The sequence below is a fragment of the Photobacterium chitinilyticum genome, from assembly GCF_004104355.1.
Lineage (GTDB): Bacteria > Pseudomonadota > Gammaproteobacteria > Enterobacterales > Vibrionaceae > Photobacterium > Photobacterium chitinilyticum.
Window position 1 is genome coordinate 39,146 of record NZ_RJLM01000014.1, and the last position, 22,068, is coordinate 61,213.

General features: G+C 48.3%; 13 protein-coding genes and 3 tRNA genes. 10 read left to right on the plus strand and 6 right to left on the minus strand.

The window, feature by feature from the left end; all coding sequences use genetic code 11:
* The first annotated feature begins 318 nt into the window (after window positions 1–318).
* Window positions 319–3,084: an insulinase family protein gene (locus EDI28_RS21515; RefSeq protein ID WP_128785941.1), complete on the plus strand. Its 2,766-nt coding sequence runs from the start codon at window positions 319–321 to the stop codon at window positions 3,082–3,084.
* 83 nt (window positions 3,085–3,167) lie between these two features.
* Here EDI28_RS21515 and fadJ read toward each other — a convergent pair whose 3' ends face one another.
* Entirely contained in the window at window positions 3,168–5,282 is a 2,115-nt protein-coding gene (gene fadJ / locus EDI28_RS21520) for a fatty acid oxidation complex subunit alpha FadJ (RefSeq protein ID WP_128785942.1), read from the minus strand.
* Window positions 5,282–6,592: an acetyl-CoA C-acyltransferase FadI gene (gene fadI / locus EDI28_RS21525; protein ID WP_128785943.1), complete on the minus strand. Its 1,311-nt coding sequence runs from the start codon at window positions 6,590–6,592 to the stop codon at window positions 5,282–5,284. The genes fadJ and fadI overlap by 1 nt, the downstream gene beginning before the upstream one ends.
* Before the next feature lie 569 nt (window positions 6,593–7,161).
* Between fadI and EDI28_RS21530 the strand changes: the two genes are divergently transcribed.
* From EDI28_RS21530 to EDI28_RS21550, 5 genes are all read left to right on the plus strand, one after another.
* On the plus strand, window positions 7,162–7,734 hold the full coding sequence (locus tag EDI28_RS21530) for a sigma-70 family RNA polymerase sigma factor (RefSeq protein WP_128785944.1): 573 nt from the start codon (window positions 7,162–7,164) through the stop codon (window positions 7,732–7,734).
* A complete protein-coding gene (locus EDI28_RS21535) occupies window positions 7,721–8,434 on the plus strand; it encodes a DUF3379 domain-containing protein (RefSeq protein ID WP_128785945.1) in 714 nt (237 codons plus the stop codon). The genes EDI28_RS21530 and EDI28_RS21535 overlap by 14 nt, the downstream gene beginning before the upstream one ends.
* Window positions 8,435–8,726: 292 nt before the next feature.
* Window positions 8,727–9,998 (plus strand): outer membrane protein transport protein, encoded by a 1,272-nt coding sequence (locus EDI28_RS21540; RefSeq protein ID WP_128785946.1) that lies wholly within the window; start codon window positions 8,727–8,729, stop codon window positions 9,996–9,998.
* Between the two features lie 346 nt (window positions 9,999–10,344).
* On the plus strand, window positions 10,345–11,622 hold the full coding sequence (locus EDI28_RS21545; protein ID WP_128785947.1) for an outer membrane protein transport protein: 1,278 nt from the start codon (window positions 10,345–10,347) through the stop codon (window positions 11,620–11,622).
* A gap of 213 nt (window positions 11,623–11,835) precedes the next feature.
* Window positions 11,836–12,483, plus strand: a complete 648-nt coding sequence (locus EDI28_RS21550; protein ID WP_128785948.1) for a trimeric intracellular cation channel family protein — start codon at window positions 11,836–11,838, stop codon at window positions 12,481–12,483.
* A 126-nt stretch (window positions 12,484–12,609) separates the two neighbouring features.
* On the opposite strand, the gene aroC is transcribed toward EDI28_RS21550, so the two are convergent.
* The 4 genes from aroC to EDI28_RS21570 form a co-directional block, all read right to left on the minus strand.
* Entirely contained in the window at window positions 12,610–13,695 is a 1,086-nt protein-coding gene (gene aroC, locus EDI28_RS21555; RefSeq protein ID WP_128785949.1) for a chorismate synthase, read from the minus strand.
* 278 nt (window positions 13,696–13,973) lie between these two features.
* On the minus strand, window positions 13,974–15,086 hold the full coding sequence (rluF, locus tag EDI28_RS21560; protein ID WP_128785950.1) for a 23S rRNA pseudouridine(2604) synthase RluF: 1,113 nt from the start codon (window positions 15,084–15,086) through the stop codon (window positions 13,974–13,976).
* 180 nt (window positions 15,087–15,266) lie between these two features.
* A complete protein-coding gene (locus tag EDI28_RS21565; protein WP_128785951.1) occupies window positions 15,267–18,404 on the minus strand; it encodes a multidrug efflux RND transporter permease subunit in 3,138 nt (1,045 codons plus the stop codon).
* The gene (locus EDI28_RS21570; RefSeq protein WP_128785952.1) at window positions 18,404–19,489 is read right to left on the minus strand and encodes an efflux RND transporter periplasmic adaptor subunit; all 1,086 of its coding nucleotides are present in this window, start codon (window positions 19,487–19,489) and stop codon (window positions 18,404–18,406) included. Before EDI28_RS21570 ends, EDI28_RS21565 begins: the two co-directional genes overlap by 1 nt.
* 236 nt (window positions 19,490–19,725) lie before the next feature.
* Here EDI28_RS21570 and EDI28_RS21575 point away from each other — a divergent pair.
* The 4 genes from EDI28_RS21575 (at window position 19,726) to EDI28_RS21590 (ending at window position 22,065) form a co-directional block, all read left to right on the plus strand.
* Window positions 19,726–19,810 (plus strand) — tRNA-Tyr (locus tag EDI28_RS21575).
* A gap of 91 nt (window positions 19,811–19,901) precedes the next feature.
* Window positions 19,902–19,986 (plus strand) — tRNA-Tyr (locus EDI28_RS21580).
* Window positions 19,987–20,065: 79 nt separating this feature from the next.
* A tRNA-Tyr gene (locus tag EDI28_RS21585) sits at window positions 20,066–20,149 on the plus strand.
* Between the two features lie 191 nt (window positions 20,150–20,340).
* A complete protein-coding gene (locus EDI28_RS21590; RefSeq protein WP_128785953.1) occupies window positions 20,341–22,065 on the plus strand; it encodes a response regulator in 1,725 nt (574 codons plus the stop codon).
* Window positions 22,066–22,068: the final 3 nt, after the last annotated feature.

Below are 22,068 nucleotides of genomic sequence, written 5' to 3' on the forward strand. Positions count from 1 at the left end.
AGCACCAGGTTATCTTGCTAAACAAGCAAGCACTTACAATCTGCAGTGAGTCAATACGACTAGAGAGTACTTCCAATCAGCCGCTATGCTAGCAAGTCCTGCCGAAGCTGAATAGCCATTCTGCACATTCTGTTACCGTTCCGTGACCGATGAAACGCCTAAGCAAAAAAATCCGCAACTTGGTATGATAAATCCGTAGCCCTCCCCCCCGGCTCACCGAGGGTTTGATGCGAATAAGAATCACGGTGAAGTTAATTTGCCACCCTTTATATTGAGCGTCATAATTAGCTTAATTTCCTAAGAAAATAGGCTCTTCACGTGCATATTAGTCCTAATGATCCTAAGCAGTACCGCTACCTAACTTTAGACAACAAGCTTAAGGTTCTTTTGGTACATGATGCTGATGCTCCCCGTTCTGCCGCTGCATTATCAGTCAATGTCGGTCATTTTGATGATCCGGTTGAACGACAGGGCATGGCGCACTTTCTAGAGCATATGCTATTTCTCGGCACGGAAAAGTATCCCAAAGTGGGTGAGTTTCAGACATTTATCAACCAAAGCGGTGGTAGTAATAACGCCTGGACCGGGACAGAGAATACGACATACTTTTTTGAAGTCAGCCCCCATGCCTTTAGTGAAGGGCTTGATCGCTTCGGTCAGTTTTTTACCGCTCCGCTCTTTAATGAGGAAGCGGTTGACAAAGAACGCCAAGCTGTTAATTCCGAATATAAATTAAAAATAAAAGACGATGTTCGTCGTCTATATCAGGTCCATAAGGAAACCATTAACCCAGCGCACCCCTTTGCCAAGTTTTCTGTCGGCGATCTGACAACATTAGACGACAGAGATGACACTTCTATTCGTGACGAACTTATCGACTTTTATCGAACCCATTATTCTGCTGATCTGATGAGCCTGGTACTACTCGGTCCGCAGTCACTGGACGAGCTTGAAAGTTATACCACAACATTTTTTGCTCACATTCCGAATTCAGACACTACCAGGCCGGCAATTACCGAGCCGTTGGTTACCGCCAACGAAACAGCAAAATTCATATGCATTGAGCCTATAAAAGAAGTTCGAAAGCTCACCCTGTCTTTTGCGATGCCCTCTGTCGATCAATATTATCGCCAAAAACCGCTCTCATATATTGCTCACCTGCTGGGTAATGAAGGCAGTGGCAGCCTTATGTCGGTGCTGAAAAGTCGTGGACTGATCAACACGCTAGCGGCCGGCGGCGGAGTCAACGGCAGCAATTTCCGCGAATTTACGGTTAGCCTGAACCTGACTCCAAAGGGAATGGATCATATTGACGATATCGTCACCGCTGTTTTTCAATATATCAAACTCATCGAGCAACAAGGCTTTGATGAGTGGCGCTACAAAGAAAAACAGGCCGTGCTAGAGCAAGCGTTCCGGTATCAGGAAAAAAGCCGTCCGTTAGATACGGTCAGCTATCTGGTCATGAATATGTTTCACTACGCACCGGAAGATGTTATCTACGGTGACTACATGATGGCAGGGTATGATGAGACACTAAAGCGTGAACTGCTTGAGTCCCTCACGCCAGACAACATGCGGCTGGTTCTGGTTGCTCAGGGGCAGAATTATGATCAGGTTGCTCAGTGGTACCATACACCGTATTCCGTCACTCCCTTTACCGACGAGCAACTAACACGCTGGCAACAGGTTGAGGTAAGTCCTGAATTCAGCCTGCCCGAAATAAACCCTTACATCTGTGAGCAGCTTGATCCGCATCCGCTGACGCAGGGATCCGAACAGCCACCCCAGCTGATCCAGGATCTTCCTGGTTTCCGTCTGTGGTACAAGCAGGAACATGAGTTCCGCGTTCCCAAAGGCGTGGTATATGTGGCGATTGATAGCCCCCATGCCGTCGATACGCCACGAAATATTGTAAAAACTCGCCTCTGCGTCGAGATGTTGCTGGAGGCCATCAATGAATCGGCCTACCCGGCAGAGATCGCGGGGATGTCATACAACCTGTATTCTCATCAAGGTGGAGTCACCCTCCAGTTATCTGGGTTTAGCGAAAAGCAGCCTCTGTTAATGAAACTGTTGCTTGACCGTTTTGCAGGCCGGACATTTAACCCGGAAAGGTTTCAGAACATCAAGGCGCAGATGCTTCGCAACTGGCGTAATGCCGCTGAGGACAAGCCGATCTCTCAGCTATTCAATGAACTGACCGGTGTATTGCAGCCCAATAACCCACCGTATCCGGTTCTTATCGAGGCTCTGGAGTCAATCGAGGTCGATGAGCTTCCTGAATTTGTCGAGGCAATGTTTGCCGAGCTGCACATCGACACGTTCATCTACGGAAACTGGCAGAAACAAGATGCTCTCGCACTGGCAGAGTTGCTCAAAGATGCTTTCCGTGTGACCGACCAACTCTATGGCGAATCGCAGCGACCACTGGTTCGCTTGGACCAAGTTGGTACCCTGCGCCACGAGGTGAACTGTAACCACGCAGACTCGGCCATTTTGATGTACTACCAATCACGAAAAACGACACCGAGAAAAATTGCTGTTTACACCTTGGCCAATCACCTGATGTCGACCACTTTTTTCCATGAGCTACGTACCCGCCAACAGCTAGGGTATATGGTCGGAACCGCAAACCTGCCCCTCAATCGACACCCCGGGCTGATTTTGTATATCCAATCGCCGGTAGCTGCCCCCGCCCAGCTATCCGAGGCCATTGATGATTTCACCAATGCCTTCGCTCTCGTCCTGCTGGAACTCAACGAGGCACAATGGCAGGCCAGCAAACAAGGACTTATCGCCCAGATTTCTGAACCTGACACCAACTTGCGAGCCCGGGCACAGCGATTCTGGGTCAGCATCGGCAACAAAGATACTGAGTTCAACCAGCGTCAGAAAGTCGTGCAGGAGCTGCAAAATCTCAGCCGAGCCGATATGGTGCGGTTCATTGTCGATATCATCAAGCCGCGCACCTCGAACCGGTTGGTTATGCACTGCAAGGGCCAGGCCCACAGTAACCTCGATACACTCAATATTGGCCAGCCAATTGAGTCCATCGATGAGTTTCAGAAAAAAGCCCGCTAATTCTGCGAAAAAGCAGTAAGAAGTGAATAAAAAATGGCCTGCATTAGCAGGCCATTTCTCTTGTTATCACTCTCTTTACCGCTTTAGACTGAATAGAAGCTCTGCCCTTCATTGGCCATTGCTACTAGCTTGTCGCATGGTTTGAAGCGCTCACCGTATTTATCAGCATGCTCATCGAGCAGCTCGACGACTCGCTTGATCCCCAGCAGATCCATATAACGGAAAGGTCCCCCGAGGAACGGCGGAAAGCCAATACCGAAGATTGCGCCAATATCACCATCTCGTGGTGACTGAATCACACCTTCATCCAGACAGCGGGCGGCTTCATTGAGCATCATCAGGATACAGCGCATGGCTAGATCCATGCCGTTTGCTTTTTTCTCCGGCTTAATGTTCAACAGCTTATAGACCGTCTTATCGACAGCCTTTTTCTTACTGTCATACAGGTAGAAGCCCTTGCCGCTCTTGCGCCCTTTGCGACCATCACTGAGCAAGATATCGAATACATCCGGCCCCTTGAATCGTTCACCCAGCTCCTCGACCATAATAGGCATGATCTTGGCACCAATATCGACCCCAACCTCATCAAGCAAGGTAATTGGCCCGACCGGGAAGCCGAAGTCAAGCAATGCCGTATCCAAGTGCTCAATCGGTTCGCCACTGAGCAACACCGATGCGGCTTCGTTCATGTAAGGAGCAAGAATACGGTTAACGTAAAAGCCGGCTTTATCACCCACCACAATCGGTGTTTTGCCTTGCTTCTTCGCCAATGCCACGACCGTAGCAACTGTTTCAGGCGACGTTCCTGCGTGGGGGATCACCTCAACCAGCGGCATTTTTTCGACAGGGCTAAAATAGTGAAGACCGACGACATTTTGCGGACGCTGAGCCGCCTCAGCAATCTGGTGGATCGGCAGCGAAGAAGTATTGGTAGCAAAAATCGTCTCCGCTTTTGCATTTTCCTCGATCTCTTTCACCATCTGATGCTTCAGGTTCAGATCTTCAAATACGGCCTCAATCACCACATCGGCGTGATTAAAACCGGTATAGTCAATCCCCCCGGTAATGCTCATCATCTGCTTTTGCAACTCAGCTTTGCTGATGATGCGGCGCTTACGTTTCTTATCCAGCAGCTTATAGTTATAAGCAACGGCGTTCAAAATACCGTCATTGGCTATATCTTTGATCCGGACAGGATATCCTGCCTTGGTCGCAGTAACATGACTGATACCGCCCCCCATCAAGCCGCCCCCCAGCACACCAACTCGTTTGATTGTGCCCGGCTTAGCATCTGAGCCAGTTTCTTTTTTCATCGCCGTTGTGGCAAAGAAAATGCTGCGCAGCGCTGCGGATTCGGATGACATCACCAGCTCGCCAAAGCGTTTGGCTTCTTGCTGTAACCCCTTCTCCATCCCAAACTGCAGGCCAAATTTAATGACTTCAAGAATGGCATCTGCTGCCGGATAATTGCCGCGAGTTTTTTCGCGGGTTTTCTTTGCGGCCTGATCAAATACCAAAGAGCGCCCAAGCGCATTACCGCCCATCGCCCAATCCTGAAACGAATGCTTGCGGCTCGGCTTGGCTTTCAGGGCCTGCTGTTCGGCGATATCGAGCAAAATACTCTGCGGGACAGCCTCATCGACAACACCTAGTTTTTTTGCTTTCTTGGCCCGCAATTGCTTGCCGGTCAGGATCATATCCAGCGCATTCGCCACTCCGACAAGACGAGGCAAACGCTGGGTTCCGCCCGAGCCCGGCAACAATCCAAGCTGTACTTCAGGTAAGCCCAAACGGGTTTTGTCATCATCGGAACAAACACGGCTGTGGCAGGCCAGTGCCAGCTCCATGCCGCCCCCCAGACATGGACCATGGATCGCCGCGACGACATGGAACGGCAGTGCTTCCAGCTCGGCAAACAGTTCTTGGCCCTTGGCAGCCAGCTGCTGTGCTTCTTCTGCTGTCGTGCAGGCCGCCAGCATGCGAATATCGGCACCGGCGATAAAGTTGTCCGGCTTGCCAGAGTGCACGACAAGGCCTTTGATGTCTTGTCGGCCTTTTAGCTCTGCCAATACATCTGAAACTTGTTCGACAAACGCTGACTGCAGCGTATTCATTTTTTCTTCCGGCACATCGATTTTCAGCCAAGCAACACCGTTATCACCGTAAGATAGAGAAAATGCGGATTCTTGTTGGGTCATTATTCTGCCTCCAGGATCATTGCTGCACCTAAGCCACCAGCCGCACAAGCGGTATTCAATGCAATACCACCGCCACGACGCTGCAGTTCACGCAGTGTCTGGGTGATCATACGCGCCCCTGTCGCGGCAAACGGGTGACCATAAGCAATGGATCCCCCCAGCACATTGAACTTGTCCATATCAATTTCGCCAATAGCCTGGCTACGCCCCAGCTTTTCTTCGGCAAATTTCTTCGAACCAAACATCTTCACATTGGCCAGGGCCTGCGCAGCGAAGGCCTCGTGCATATCAATAAGAGTAAGGTCAGACAGACTCAAACCAGCACGGTCAAGCGCCATTGGCGTCGCATAAGACGGTCCCATCAACATATCTTTTTCTACGCCGATGGCAGAAAAGGCATACGAGCGGATATAGCCCAGCGGTTTCAACCCAAGCTCTTTTGCCCTGCCCTCTCGCATTAGCAGTATCGCAGCTGCACCGTCTGTCAACGGCGTCGCATTGGCCGCGGTTACCGAGCCGAACTTGCGATCGAAAGCCGGACGCAATTTGGCATAGGATTCCAGGGTAGAGTCTTCACGAATATTGTTATCTTTATCGATCCACTGACGGTAAGGTTCCGGGAAAGCCGTCATGACTTCCCCCTGGATCAGACCATCTTTCCATGCCTGCGCAGCCAAGGTATGAGAACGGTGGGCCAGCGCATCTTGCTCCTGGCGGGTAATACCATGCGTTTTTGCCATCTGCTCGGCGGTTTGCCCCATGCTTATGCCCGTTGAATACTCGGCAACGGCTGGTGGAACCGGCATCAAATCCTTCATACTGAGCTTACTAAGCAGTTTTAAACGCTTGCTCATTGTTCTGGCCTTGCTCAATGCCAACAGCGTGGCCGCCATCTTCTTCGATACTCCGATAGGCAATACCGAAGAGGAATCGGCCCCGCCGGCAATACCGATATCGATAGTACCCGAGATAATGCTTTCGGCAACATTGGCCGCAGCCTGAAAACTCGTCGCACAGGCCCGGGTGACACTGTAGGCATCAGTACCGATATTCATGCCGGTGCCCAGGACAATTTCACGCGCAATATTAGGCGCTTCTGGCATTTGAATAACCTGGCCAAATACCACCTGTTCAATCACTTGCGGGTCAAGGTCAATCTGCTGCAGCATTTCATTGACCACCATTTTCCCCATGTCCAATGCAGGAACGCCATTAAAGGCGGTGGCCTGACGGGCAAACGGGGTACGTAATCCACTTACAACTGCGATGCGCTCACCCTGATGTGTGGTGAGATTCTGGAGACGTGTCATCGCTACTCCTTATTATGGTTTGCAGGGCACTCAGTGTGCACGGTAGAGGTCTGACCACATCAATTGTAATCAACTTGTTACTTATTTCAAACAATTGTTTTAAGTATTTACAAGAAGCGAGAAGCATATGGAGATTTATGGCAGGTAATGCAATTTTATATCATCAGCATACATAAACAACACGTTGCTCATCACCGGAAAAATTGCAAAAAAAAACCATACCGATATGGTATGGTTATAATTTACACGGATAAAAATCCATGCAAGGTATAAGTCAATTAACATAAAGCCAATTGCAAATCAGGCATAGCCTGATAGGAGAAAGTAAAGTCAGCCTTCAAAAGGAAGTTGTCATCTTGCTCAACAGATAGTATTCAAAAAAAACAGACCTGTTCCACAGAGCCGAAATCAATGCTTACTATCAGATGACATGAACTACTATAGCTTCCTCACGGGGACAGAATTTGAACCAGATCAATTTTAGTGCTGATAATCCGATGAATCATGCAATCGCTGAATAAAACAAACCCAAAACGAGACAGCGATTTCCTTTTTTGATGGGCAAATTTATGATTAAGCAATTTTTTCGCAAGAAAAAGCCGGATGCCTCGGTCTCTGTAGACATGAATAAGCAAAGACGGTACGAAGCCCTTGTCAGGGCCTGGCATCGGGACTTATACCGCTACGCCTACTGGTTATGCCACGATCCTCATATTGCCGAGGATTTGGTGCAAGAAACCTGTTTACGTGCATGGCGCTCTCTCGATAGCCTTCAAGATGACAAAGCCGCTAAATCTTGGCTAATTACAATACTACGCAGGGAAAACGCACGTCGTTTTGAGCGTAAGCAGCTGGATTTAGTAAATATTGATGACTATGCCATCGCAGATACCAAGCATCAGGGTGCCGAAATGGATGTCGAGCAGCAGATCTTGCATAAACAGATCATGAAGCTGACACCTGAGTACCGAGAGCCATTGGTTTTGCAGGTCATGGCAGGATTTAGCGGTGATGAAATTGCCGAAATCCTCGACTTGAACCGCAATACCGTGATGACACGCTTGTTCCGCGCCAGAAATCAATTAAAAGAGCAAATTGAAAAGCAATCCGAGCGGAGGGGCCAACAAAATGGACGATCTTGAATTCCGTCGTCGTATCCTGGCAGATCCTAACGACAATAGTCAGGAAATGATCACAGCAAAAAATGCATCACTAACTAACCGAAAGTTATCTGATGAACTATTACAGCTCGATGCAAAACTTGAAAGCACTTTAAAAGTCGATGTACCCGACGATTTGGCAGATCGTATTTTGTTTCATCAGTCCGGCCAGCCCGAGCAGAATCGGAATAAAACGCGATTCCACCTTGCTATAGCCGCCTCTGTCGCTTTTGTCTTTGGTTTGTTTGTCGGTCAGTTTAACTCGCAAATTGTACCGACCAGCGCCACCAGTGAAATTGCCCAGGTCGCAATGGATCATGTTTATACCGAGGCACCTTTTGTCGACAGTATTGATGAATCGGTTTCTCTTCGTCAGGTTAATGCCAAGTTAACTCCCTTTGGCTCTGAGCTGACAGATTTACCCGGCCATGTTTACTATGTGAACCATTGTGGTTTTGGAGATAAGAATGCGTTGCATATGGTAATGGCAACTGAGAACGGGAAAGTAACGGTTTTCGTCGTGCCAGAGCACAGCCAAAAAATGTCATCATTTAGTGACAATAGCTTGGAAGGGGTCGTTATGCCGATCCAAAACGCAAGCTTAATTGTCGTTGGCGAAAAGGGCCAAAACGTCGCGCCAATTGCCAAGAGCCTAGAATCTGATCTTAACTGGGAAATTTAGCCCTCTTACCACCAATAAGCGATCATTCCCCTAAATAATAGGATTGATCGCTTTTATTTCCCTGAAAAATAAAGCAATTTAATTTGTTACCTCGGTTGCATATTTCGTATTTTCTCATCCCTTTTCAGTGCTGATATTCGATAAAATCCTTCCCGAGTTATTAACTTAGCAATAACAACCAATAAGTTAGTAACTGGTCTGATTTGATACTTCAGGCTCCCCACCTACAATCGTGCGCAATCTGCAAAAAATAGCAGATAAATGCAGTATATGATTAGGAATAATAATAAATATGAATAAGAAGCGTCTGTTTACAAAATCTGTGGTTGCTGTGGCAATCACCATGGCATCCCAGCAGGCTCTAGCTGCTGGCTTTCAGCTAAATGCACAATCTGCAACCGGCCTTGGCCGTGCATTTGCCGGTGATGCTGTTATCGCTGATAACGCATCGGCAATGGCCCGTAACGCTGCGGCCATGTCACTGTTTGATGCACCGGCAATCTCGCTGGGTATCAATGCAATTGATACTGATATTGAAGTTAAAAATGCCAAGTACACCAATGCGCTGACCCAACAGTCAGGCTCTATCGGTGATCAATCTGTTGGCGATACCTCTTACGTACCAAATATCTATTATATCCACCCAATCAACGACAAGTGGGCGGTTGGTACCGGCATCTATTCTAACTTTGGAACCAAAACTGAATTTAGCAATGATTACGCGGCCAATGAATACGGCGGCATGACTGATGTGAAAAGCATCAACTTTGCTCTGAGCGCCTCTTACCGTATCAACCAACAGTGGAGTGTTGGTGGTGGTCTGGATGTAATCTACGGTTCTGGAAAGCTAAAGCGTTCTGACAAATTTATCGAAGGTGCTATCGAGCAAAAAACAACCGTATCCGGCCCTCTTCTAGATGTTGATGCCGACGGTTTTGCCCTAGGCTGGAACATCGGTACGGTTTACGAGCTGAATGATGATAACCGCTTCGGACTTTCTTACCGCTACAGCCCTGAGCTGGAAGCTGAAGGCGATATGCACTACCAGCCAGGCGGCGGTAATATCAGTAACGAGAAACTAAAGATACCTCTGCCTGATATGGCTGAGTTTTCTGGTTTCCATAAACTGAACGATAAATTTGCGGTCCACTATAGTGTTCAGTGGATTGGCTGGAGCACGTTTGACAAGCTGGAAACCAGCGGTAGCAAAGAACTCAATAACTATGAGTGGAAAGATGGCTGGCACTACGCTCTAGGTGGCACTTACTACCTAAACAATGACTGGACGCTACGTACCGGTTACATGTATGACACCAGTGCCCAGGATGAAGTCACTTCCATCTCTGTTCCGGATTCAGACCGTCAGTGGTTCTCAGGTGGTTTCACCTACCACATCGATTCCAAGTCTAACATTGATTTTGGTCTTACTTACCTGATGGGTGAAGATGTAACAGCCTCTGAAAGCACACCGAATCCTTTTGGTCCTGGCAATATATCAACCGTTACAGCAACTACCCGTGCTAACGCATTGCTATATGGTATTCAGTACAGCCGTTCATTCTAATTCAGCGAATTGTTTCGTTTGATTATATAAAAGGGAGCCAGTGGCTCCCTTTTTTGCTTTTAACTCTAATCCACTGTCATTTATAGCAATCCTTAATTTCAGCTATTTTCTCTTCGCTATTTTCAGTGAACACCACGTCGCTGAAACAGCCATATTCATATACAAGTGTACGCTGAAATCTCATCCGACCAGAATAACAAGGTCACTTTTTACCAGATATAAAATCACCAAAAAACACAAAAACAAAATAAAACACTTTATAGCTAGCTGTGATAAAGATTTACTTAAAGCTTTTACTCTAAAGCGTATGATTCGCAACATTACATTTCAGCGAACATATAGACTGATGAATAAAAACAAAATTACGCTTTCTTTGGCAGCAGCAGTAACACTAGGCATGAGCGCCAATGCAATGGCAGCAGGCTTCCAGCTTGCAGAATACTCAGCTACCGGCCTTGGCCGCGCTTTTGCCGGTGAAGCTGCGATGGCCGACAATGCCAGCGCACAGTTCCGTAATCCGGCGATGATGACGTACCTGGAAGGCACTCAGATCTCTATCGGTGCAATCTATGTCGATCCGAATATTGATGTCGAAGGTAAAGTGAATGGCGTAGCCCAGACTAAAGCAAGTGATATTGCGAACTCCGCTGTTATCCCTAACCTGTACCTCTCTCACCAAGTAAATGACCAATGGGTTATCGGCCTAGCGTTTGGCACTAACTATGGCATGGAAACAGAGCTAGGGGGCGACTACCAAGCAACAGCTTTCGGTAACCAGGCAATGGTTAAAACAATTGAAATCAACCCGAACCTTGCTTACAAAATTAATGAGCAATTCAGTGTTGGTGGTGGTGTTCGCTATGTAATGGGTGAAGGCCATTTCGGTGCGGCTTTACCAAAATCTGCCGGCGGTGCTGATCTTAAATATATGGAAGGCGATGATACGGCATGGGGCTGGCAGCTAGGTGCTGCTTGGCAGATTAATCCGGACCACCGTATTGGTGTAAACTACCGCTCTGCAGTTGATCTAACCCTTGAAGGCAAAGCTTCAGGCCTTGCCTATGATAAAGCCTCTGCTATGCAAGGTAAAACACCTAGCAAAGATTATGCTGGTAGCCTGGACTTAACGCTTCCGGCCACTGCCGAGATTGCCAGCTTCCACCAGCTCACAGATAAAGTAGCAGTTCATGCAAGCTTCAACTGGACCGACTGGAGCAGTTTCGAGAAGCTTGAAGCGAATATCCCATCAGTTTCTTCCAAGCCAGATCTAATCAAAGAAGAAAACTGGGAAGACAACTACCGCCTGGCAGTAGGTACAACCTATCAATATACCAGTAAGCTGGCCCTTCGCTCTGGTATTGCATACGATACGTCAGCAGTTAGTGACGAGCACCGTACCCAGACAATCCCTGAAACCGACCGTCTATGGCTAAGTATTGGCGCAGGTTACGCGTGGTCAGACAACCTAACGCTTGATGCTGGCTTCACATACATCTTCGCCAAAGATGCTTCTATGTCAGAAGAGCTTGATCTAAATGGCGATAAAGTCGCTGATAGTACCTTTAAAGGTGAGACCTCTGGCAACATATGGCTAGTCGGTGTACAGGCGAACTATAAGTTTTAATGACAGACTGAAACTAGAAACTAGAAACTAGAAACTAGATTTTAGCCTCGTCCATAGAGAGAGTGTATGTATATGCACTCTCTTTTTTATTACCGCCACCAGAAGCATGAATTCAATTCATCTATAGAATAAAACAATTCATTCGACGATGCATAATATGCCGACTAAACTCACACTTTCTCTTGCATTCATTTACATACATCGATTTTTCTCATGCTTTTAACAACACTATATATTATTGGTATTACTGCCGAGGCAATGACTGGTGCGCTTGCTGCGGGCAAACGTCATATGGATTGGTTTGGAGTCATGCTGGTTGCCAGCGCCACGGCTATTGGCGGCGGAACGGTACGAGATATACTACTTGGACACTACCCGCTCGGTTGGGTTGCAAATCCCCAGTACCTTGTTATTACTTGCTTAGCAGGTCTGTTTACAACCATAGTGGCCCCTCAGGTCGTTCGCTTCCATAAAGTATTCATCCTGCTCGACTCTCTAGGGTTGATAGTATTTAGTATTATCGGGTGCCGGGTGGCAATGGATATGAATTTGTCGCCACTGATCTGTATCGTGGCAGCGGTTGTTACCGGTGTCTTTGGCGGTTTGTTGCGAGATCTGATTTGTCGTCGTCCACCGATGGTTTTGCATAAAGAGCTTTATGCATCTGTTGCATTCATGGCCGGGGGAATATATTACGCGATGATGTATTTTGCCGTACCTGAAACAATCACGACCATTGTGACTCTGGTCGTTGGCTTTACGGTACGTGTCGCAGCTGTTCAGTTTGGCTGGAGGCTACCGATATTTCAATTCGAAGAAATTGTAAAAGCCGAGCCAAAAGAACTCGACTCAAAATCCTGACAACCAGCATCAAAATTTTACTGGAAACAATCAGACAAACAAAAAGCGAGAGGTGAAAGCCTCTCGCTTTTCTTGATCCTGTGGAATAGGTTCACCGACCAGAATTTAGAATCGAGTTCTTCGCTCTTAAATCTTTGGTGTTTCCGTTACCACATCTGCATTCTGACCACGGTGGCGCAGCAAATGATCCATCAGGGTAATAGCCAGCATTGCTTCGGCAATAGGCACCGCACGAATGCCGACACAGGGATCGTGGCGCCCTTTGGTGATCACTTCCGTACTCTCGCCCTGACGGGTAATCGTTTCACCCGGAACGGTAATACTTGATGTCGGCTTCAGGGCAATGTGTGCAACCACATCCTGACCGGAAGAGATCCCCCCCAAAATACCACCGGCATGATTGGTTTTGAAACCTTCCGGTGTCATCGCATCACGATGCTCGCTGCCGCGCTGTTCTACCACGTCAAAGCCATCACCAATTTCAACCCCTTTCACTGCATTGATGCTCATCAGTGAATGGGCAATATCAGCATCAAGGCGATCAAAAACAGGTTCTCCCAACCCCACAGGCACATTACAGGCTACAACGGTTAGCTTGGCACCGATTGAATCTCCGTCTTTTTTCAGTTTGCGGATCAGCTCGTCAAATGCATCGACTTTATCGGCGTCCGGACAGAAAAACGCGTTCTGCTCAATCTGATCCCAGTCGACCTTATCAATGGTGACATTCCCCATCTGAGACAGATAGGCACGTACTTCAATACCATGCACTTGCTTTAGGTATTTCTTGGCAACAGCACCGGCTGCCACACGCATCGCCGTTTCTCGGGCCGATGAACGACCGCCGCCTCGGTAGTCACGTACACCGTATTTCTGATGGTAGGTGTAATCAGCATGACCCGGACGAAATGTATCTTTGATATTTGAATAGTCTTTCGAACGCTGATCTGTATTTTCGATCAGCAGGCCAATCGAGGTGCCGGTCGTCTGTCCTTCAAACACGCCAGACAGGATTTTGACCTCATCCGGCTCACGACGCTGCGTCGTGTATTTTGAAGTGCCCGGACGGCGACGATCCAAATCATGCTGCATGTCAGCTTCAGTCAACGCTAATCCCGGAGGACAGCCATCAATGATGCACCCCAAGGCCAAGCCATGACTTTCACCAAAGGTAGTGACGCGAAAAAGTTGTCCTATCGTATTGCCTGCCATTACTTCCTCTGTGTTTTTCCGATGCTTCTTATATACCCGCTCACGTTTTTCAAGCTGGTATGTGCAAATTTGTGACTTCGTTAATGAGTACATAGTGCAAATTAGTCGCAGGGAATGCAAGGGGGTAATTATCTTAATACTGATTGGGGCAACGGGAGGCAGCTGACGTCGGAAACGCGAAAACAATGGTACGGGAAATATGTATTGGTTCGGGATATGAATGAAGAATAGATATAGCGAGAGATCCTTCTCTCGCTAGCACAAACACAGCAAAAGTATTAAGACTCTTTTTTAGATTTCCACTTTTTGATACCGCTCGAACCTGAGTTCTGACTACGTGAGAAATCATTATCGCGGCTATTTTCTCGGCTAGAATTGCTGTGGCCGGGCTTACTGTGGCTTGGTTTGCTACCACGATTAGGACGAGAACCTCGACGATCACCGGTACGCGATTCGTCACGATCATCCGAACGGCGCTTGCGGTTAAACTCGCCTTTGCCTTTATAGGTCTTGTACTGGATCTTGCCGTTGTTACGTTCATCCGCCTCTTGCTGGCGACTGTCGAATAATTTGGCATCGGTGGCTTTCTGGATTGACTGGCCTTTGCTATCAACCTGTGACGCTTCTTGCGTACCACTCGAATCAGAAATCATGCTGTGAATTTCAGCAACCTCTGCATCCGTCAGGTAACGCCATTTGCCATTTGGCAGCCCATCAATGCTGATGTTCATGATGCGAACACGGCGCAATTTGAATACATCATAGCTCAGAGCTTCACACATACGGCGGATCTGACGGTTCAGGCCCTGTGTCAGCACAATACGGAACGAATAGGTGGTTTCCTTGGTGACTTTGCATGGCAATGTCACTGTATCCAGAATTTCAACACCAGAGGCCATCTTATCGATAAACTCCTGAGTGATAGGCTTATCAACACGCACCACATACTCTTTTTCATGCGAGTTGCCCGCACGCAAGATTTTGTTAACGATGTCACCATCATTGGTCAGGAAAATCAGGCCGTCAGACGGCTTATCCAAACGACCGATAGGGAAGATGCGCTTGCGGTGACCAATGAAGTCGATAATGTTGTCTTGGATATGACGCTCAGTAGTACAAGTAATGCCGGTCGGCTTGTTCAGCGCTATATAAATGGGTTTCTCTTTGGCACGCAGGGGCTTGTCATCCACCAGCACCTCGTCGTCCGGTTGTACTTTCGTGCCCATTTCAGGCACCTGGCCATTGATGGTCACTCGGCCTTGATCAATAAGCTTGTCCGCCTCACGGCGTGAGCAAAAGCCCGTATCACTGATAAATTTGTTTAAACGTACTGCTTTTGCCTGATTCTGGTCGGCATTGTCAGTTGAAATCTGAGGCTTATTTTGAGACATGGTGTTCTTCTATAATGAGCGTTTCGCAACGCGATCAAGGTCAGTTAATTATTCAGTTTGGTATTACCCTCTAATTCTAACAATCCCATAGGGTACTGGAAAAGGAATTATGTTTAATACCGAAAAAAACCGCCCCAATAGGCGGTTTTCTTTCATACAAGCGCCTGCTTCTAACTAATATTAGATTTCTTTTGTTGCTGGCAACTTACCATGACTCGAACGACCGATATAATCGTGCTGAAGTGCCTTTTCCAGCTGTTCGGCAACATGGCCCGGCGATGCTGTTTTCTCCGACATCAAACGGTACATTGCCGGGATCACCAGCAAGGTCACGAAAGTGGCAAAAGCCATACCGAAGAAGACAACCGTACCAACAGCAACCCGACTTTCGGCACCCGCCCCCGTCGACAGGATCAGCGGCACCGAGCCGAACAAAGTGGTGAAGGCCGTCATCAGAATCGGGCGCAAACGACGCTCGGAGGCATCGATAATCGCCTGCTCGAAAGCAACCCCTTTATCACGCAACTGGTTGGCGAACTCAACGATCAGGATACCGTTCTTGGTCACCATACCGATCAGCATGATCATCCCGATCTGGCTAAAAATGTTCAGGCTCTGGCCCAAGATCAACAATCCCGCCAAGCCACCGAAGATCCCCATCGGCACCGTCAGCATCACTACCATCGGGTTAATGAAGCTTTCAAACTGCGCAGCCAGTACCAAATAAGCCACTAGCAATGCCAGACCAAACACCAGCAGGATGCTGCTCTGGTTTTCGCGGAAATCCTTTGACTCTCCGGCATAGTCAATCACTATATCACTCGGCAACATTTCCAATGCCTTGGCATCGAGGAACTCCAGCGCCTCACCCAGGGTATAACCGGGCATTAAGTTCGCTTTTAGGGTGATCGATTTCTGCTTCTGGTTATGGCTTAGCTTCTGTGCGGATGCCACCTCCTCAACCTCTGCGACGGATTCCAGAGTGATCAGCTGGCCAGAACGGGCCCGGACATAAATCTGGCTTAGATCCGTTGCATTATTGAAGCTATTTTCGTCACCACGCAGATAAACATCATACTCTTCACCGCGATCAACAAACGTCGTTTCGCTGCGACCGCCCAGCATGATTTCAAGTGTCTCGGCAATTTCTGACACCGGAATACCCAGCTCTGCCGCACGTTGACGATTCACCGTCACAACCAGTTCCGGAGTGGTTTCAGCATAATCCAGATCGGCGCCTTCCATCATCGGACTGGCTTCTGCGATATCCATCAGTTGGCTTGCCCATTGAAAGAGCTCTTCATAGTCAGCCCCGTTCAGAACAAACTGGATAGGCTCCGAAGAGCCGCCACGGAAACCTGGCATAAATGGCCAAACCCGAATATCCGGGATCCCCTGTAGCGCCTTGCGTACCATACCCAGAGCATCGGAAGCCCCAACGCTACGATCTTCCCAGTTCTCAAGCTGCATGATCACAAAACCGGTCTGATCCCCTGCCCGGCCGCCAAAGGCCGGGGTCTGGATAGACACCGATTTAATTACACCTTGACCAACCATCGGCAGCAGTCGACTCTCGACTTCCTCGATGTTACCAACCATGCGGTTATAACTGGTTCCTTCAGCCCCTTTGACAAAGGCGAAAATCACCCCGCGATCTTCCTGCGGCGCCAGCTGAGACGGCACGGATTTCATCAGCACGAAGCTCAGGCCAATAAATGCCAGTACAATCAGCGGCGCGACAAATCGGTAGCGCACCGAAAACGTCACCACCTGACGATAACGCGCTTCCAGCCTGCCGAACATGCCATCAACCCAAACATTAAACTTGCTTGGCTTCACATTGGCTTTCAGCAGCTTACTACCCAGTACCGGGCTGAGAGTCAGGGCAACCAGAGACGAGAAGATAACCGATACCGCCAGCAACACCGAAAATTCAGTAAACAGCGGACCAACCATGCCATCCATAAAGGAAATAGGCAGAAAAACCATTACCAGTACAACTGTTGTTGCCACAACAGCAAACCCGACTTCACGCGTCCCTTTATAGGCGGCCAGCAAGGGTGGCTCGCCATTTTCAATATGGTGATAGATATTCTCTACCACCACGATGGCATCATCGACCACGAGGCCTATAGCCAAAATCAGCGCCATCAGGGTCAGCAGGTTAATCGAAAAACCGAAGAAGTACGCCACCATAAAGGCAGAGATCAGCGAGACAGGTACGGTAATGGCCGGGATCAGAGTTGCCCTTGCCTGCCCAATGAAGATGTACAACACCAACACCACCAGCAAACCAGTTACAAATAGAGTGCTGTAAACCTCACTGATCGAACGGTCGATAAACACGGTAGAGTCATAATCGACATACAGCGAGGTCCCCTCGGGAACAAACCGCTGCATACGCTCAACTTCGTCATGCACATCCGAAGCCACATTCAACGGGTTGGCATCGGTCATGGTGACCATGCCAAGACTTAGGTTAGAAACTCCGTTATTTTTGAAGGTGGCATTTTCGTTCTGGGCCCCGATCGACACCTTGGCGACATCTTTCAGGTAAATGGGGGTTCCATCATCGGCAGTCCGTACCACCAGATAGGCAAAATCATCTGGCGTGCGGTACAGGCGTGCCGTTCGCACCGACATCGTCGTGGTATCATTACGCACTTCGCCACCCGGCAGCTCAACATTTTCATCATTGAGTGCATCAACGATATCCTTGGTTGTCACCCCTCGTCCGGCCATCTGCTCCGGCAGCAACTTCACATACATAACCCGGTAAAGGGCTCCGCTTAATTGCACCGAGCTGACACCGTTGATCAGGCTGAATCGATCCATCAGAACCCGCTCGGCATAGTCCGTCAGCTGAGTTCTATCCATGGTGCTTGAGGTCAAATTGATGTAGACCGCGGGTTCATCAGAGCCGTTGTCTTTTGACACCACAGGATCATCGGCTTCGTCAGGCAAGCGACGCTGAGCGCGGGAAACAGCATCTCGGACATCACTGACACCTTCGGTCAGGTTCCACCCCATCTCAAACTCCACCTTGATCCGAGAGATACCATTACGGGTCGTCGAGGTAATACTGTCAATCCCGCTGATCCCCGACAGCTGATCTTCAAGTACCGTCGTCACCCGGCTTTCCATTATGGACGCCGACGCCCCCTCATAGCTGGTCGAAATACTGACCACCGGGTTTTCGACGTCCGGCATTTCCCTGACAGACAACTTAGTAAAAGAAACAATACCGAAAACGCACAGCAGCAAGCTTAAAACAATAGCCACAACCGGACGCTTAACGGAGACATCTGATAACCACATTAGGCACGGTCTCCCGAGGCAAGTAGCTGCTGGTCCGCTAAATCATCAACTTTAGCTCCGTCCCGCATATTAACCAGCCCCTGCACAACAATACGGTCGCCAATATTAATCCCGGATTCAATCACCACCTCGTTCTCGACACGGGCCCCGAGCGTGACTTCTGTCCGGCGGGCAACACTCTGCCCGTCAACCAAATAGACAAATCGCTTGGTGCCGGAATACTCCAATGCCTGCACGGGAATAATGGCTGCGTCCTGCGGAGTAAAACCAATCGTTGCTGCCATTAGCATGCCAGGCTTTAGCTTTTTGTCGGTATTATCGATATTCACCCGCACTTTTATGTTGAGCGAGTCAGCCTGCACCCGGGAATCTATAGCCTGAATTTCGCCCATAAATTCACGCCCCGGCCATGCCTGGCTGGTTGCTGATACCGACATTCCCTCGGTCATAAAGGAGAGGTACTGCTCAGGCACCTGAATATCCAGACGCATTGAAGAAAGATCATCGAGAGAAAATAACTCACTGCCAATAGTTAGCATGTGACCAGGGCTGATATCAATTAGTCCGACGGTACCGGAAAACGGGGCATGAATGGCGTGATCATCGAGCTCAGCCTTCGCCGCCTTCAACCTGGCATCGGCAATGCTTACACTGGCCAGTTGGGCATCGATTTCTGTTTGGGTGATTGCACCACGCTTAACCAGACTTTTGAATTCTCTGTATTTTCGCTTTTCATTATTTAAATATGCCAATGCTTCTTCGTAAGTCGCCCGTGCTTTCGCATCATCAAGCTGAACCAGCAAATCTCCTTTTGTTACCTGATTATTTACACCAACAACAATACTATCGACCTTGGCGGCAACCTGAGTGGCAACATTCACCGAGCGTTGTGCTTCCAATTTACCGATCAGCGCCAGCGACTGGGCAACCGGATGAGAAGAGACCTCTCCGGTCGTAACTGGAATAAGCCTGCCGGCACCCGGCCTTGCTTCATTCTCAGCAGCGTGAGACTCGCCCTGAAAATACAAAAAACCACCGCCTGACAGAGCAGCAGTGACCAATGCTGCTACAAGGATTTTTTTCATGATAAAAAACGCCTAAAGAAAACTGGTTGAATAATATCGAAACCAGAGCATAAACGGGGTAAAGAAATGTAAAGTTACGCAATAATACCTTCATCTGTCCGGAATCTGGTGCGAACAAACCGGCTGTAATGTCCTGACAAGCAACAATATGATGAAAATAACAGCATGCAGACAGAATTTCGCAGGAAAAGGGTTTACAGCAACGTATTGTTTGATATTATCCGCACCGCACTTGTGGAGGGGTTCCCGAGTGGCCAAAGGGATCAGACTGTAAATCTGACGGCTCCGCCTTCGAAGGTTCGAATCCTTCCCCCTCCACCATTCTTCTTGAAAGCTGTTCCTTATTTGTTGTAAGGTACGTCTTTCATGCTAAACAAGCTTTCGATAGTTTGTTAGCAAAGCAACACCCCGTGGAGGGGTTCCCGAGTGGCCAAAGGGATCAGACTGTAAATCTGACGGCTCCGCCTTCGATGGTTCGAATCCATCTCCCTCCACCATCATTTTGAAAATTGTTTARCTCAGYAGAGTGGCCGACAGTTTTCTGGCTTTGAAAGCCAACAACTAGCAACACCCCGTGGAGGGGTTCCCGAGTGGCCAAAGGGATCAGACTGTAAATCTGACGGCTCCGCCTTCGATGGTTCGAATCCACTCCCTCCACCATCATTTATAAGCCAGTTGCGCAAGCAACTGGCTTTTTTGCTTCTGTCTTTCTGTGCAATCTTTTTTGTTATAGCGGCTCAAAAAAAGACTACCATATATAACAAGAATCTCTCTTTTGAAACAAAACAGATTCAACAAATTGCGCTAAAGTAAAACCAAGTGCATATTTGATGCTAACGCAAGGATGTGTTATGGCCCAGAGCAACAACATTCAGCTAATTAATATTGATTTCAGCAAGTTAAAAGTACTGATTATTGATGATCAGCGTTCTGCTGCGTTGATGTTAAAAAGCCTGCTGAACAGCCTAGGCGTTAGCAATATCGACATCTCGCAGACCCATCAGAACGCAATCGAAAGCTGCAAAAAAAATCATTATGACCTGTTGCTAACCGACTACCACCTCGATGCTACCCTCAATGGTTTCGAGCTGCTCTGCCTGCTGAGAAGGCGGAAATACATATCGGCAGACTGCGGCATCATCATGATCTCCGGCGATAATTCTACCGAGGTGATCCTAACCTCGATGGCGGTAGAACCTGATAGCTTCATGACCAAGCCGGTTACATTGTCGGTTATCAAAAAAAAGCTGACTGAAGTACGTACCGCCTGTATTGAACGCAAACCTATCTACGAAGCACTAGAGACCCTCGGGATTGCTGAGGCAATAGAGCTATGTAAAAAGAAACTCAGGGAATTGGGGCATAACCATCGAATCGAGGCACTGCTGCTGGATCTGCTCATTGAATCAGAGCAATGGGAGCAAGTCGAACAGATTACCGATATTCTAAAGAAAGAAAATTCCACCCATAAAATAAACCTGGTTGAAGCACGCCTGTTGCATCACAAGGGTAAATTAGCAGAAGCTATCGCCGTACTTGAGCAACTCATCAAGCGCTCTCCGCTTATCATCGATGCCTACGACTGCCTATCTAACTACCAGGCAGAGAGCAAACACTATTACGATGCGTTGACTACAGCCGAAACAGCCTTGCGCCTCACGCCAAGTATCAGTCACCGGGCATTGAACGTTGCCCAGTTGGCAGCCGATCTCAACAAAGATGACAGCCTTGTTGCCGCAGGAAAAACACTTGCTGCAAGACTTCCCATTATCGATGTAGGCTGGATTATCCGTTTTGCGGAGTTTACGGCCATATTTGAGCAACTTTACTTTTCTCAGCACTCTAGTAAAAATCGCAGGCAGCTAAGGCTGGAACTAAAAACCATCCATCACCGTGCCCATTCAAGGCTGCTGCCTGTTCAGCAACCCTTCCTGGATTGCTTTGGCCATATTACGCTTGCCAGACTCTACCTGGCTCAAGAGCAACCCCTCAAGGCCAAGCGGCGACTGATGCTTGGGTTATCGACCTACTTCGACACCATTACCAAGCTGCCCTCGGTCATTCTTGCCGATGTATTACCTGCCTTGGTGCATTTTGGTGAAACAAAGGTTATTGGTGAAATATACCGAGCCTTGAAGCTAAGGGATCAGCTTGACGGCCACAGTCAGAATCGTCTTAACGCGCTAAGAAGCAATGAGGCCTTGATGCAATCAGTCAAAAATCTGGAAAAAGCCCTGGCTCATTGCTATCAACTTGCCAGTGACCAGCAAGCCGATCAGGCGCTGGTTCTCTATGAACAAATTCTTATAGATTACCCCTATTGCAGCGAAGCACATATAGGTCGGTTGCACTGCCTTTATCAATTAAAAGATTTTGACGAAGCTAAAGTACGGCAAAGCCTCCAAGCCGTATCTTCCATGCCTCTGCCCGATGACTTAACGCAGTGGCGAGATCGACTGCTCAGCCAGATGAGTGAGCCACACAGCTCTCCTCGCCAAAAACATATTGCACTGACTTATAAAAACAGAGCTAACCGTTATCTGCTTGCCAAGACTCCAACAGCACTTGCCAGCTAGCCA

Coding starts and splice junctions, on each gene's coding strand:
- fadJ (WP_128785942.1), bottom strand. CDS start 5,282: ATGACCCAACAAGAATCCGCATTTTCTCTATCTTACGGTGATAACGGT.
- fadI (WP_128785943.1), bottom strand. CDS start 6,592: ATGACACGTCTCCAGAATCTCACCACACATCAGGGTGAGCGCATCGCA.
- EDI28_RS21530 (WP_128785944.1), top strand. CDS start 7,162: ATGATTAAGCAATTTTTTCGCAAGAAAAAGCCGGATGCCTCGGTCTCT.
- EDI28_RS21535 (WP_128785945.1), top strand. CDS start 7,721: ATGGACGATCTTGAATTCCGTCGTCGTATCCTGGCAGATCCTAACGAC.
- EDI28_RS21540 (WP_128785946.1), top strand. CDS start 8,727: ATGAATAAGAAGCGTCTGTTTACAAAATCTGTGGTTGCTGTGGCAATC.
- EDI28_RS21545 (WP_128785947.1), top strand. CDS start 10,345: ATGAATAAAAACAAAATTACGCTTTCTTTGGCAGCAGCAGTAACACTA.
- EDI28_RS21550 (WP_128785948.1), top strand. CDS start 11,836: ATGCTTTTAACAACACTATATATTATTGGTATTACTGCCGAGGCAATG.
- aroC (WP_128785949.1), bottom strand. CDS start 13,695: ATGGCAGGCAATACGATAGGACAACTTTTTCGCGTCACTACCTTTGGT.
- rluF (WP_128785950.1), bottom strand. CDS start 15,086: ATGTCTCAAAATAAGCCTCAGATTTCAACTGACAATGCCGACCAGAAT.
- EDI28_RS21565 (WP_128785951.1), bottom strand. CDS start 18,404: ATGTGGTTATCAGATGTCTCCGTTAAGCGTCCGGTTGTGGCTATTGTT.
- EDI28_RS21570 (WP_128785952.1), bottom strand. CDS start 19,489: ATGAAAAAAATCCTTGTAGCAGCATTGGTCACTGCTGCTCTGTCAGGC.
- EDI28_RS21590 (WP_128785953.1), top strand. CDS start 20,341: ATGGCCCAGAGCAACAACATTCAGCTAATTAATATTGATTTCAGCAAG.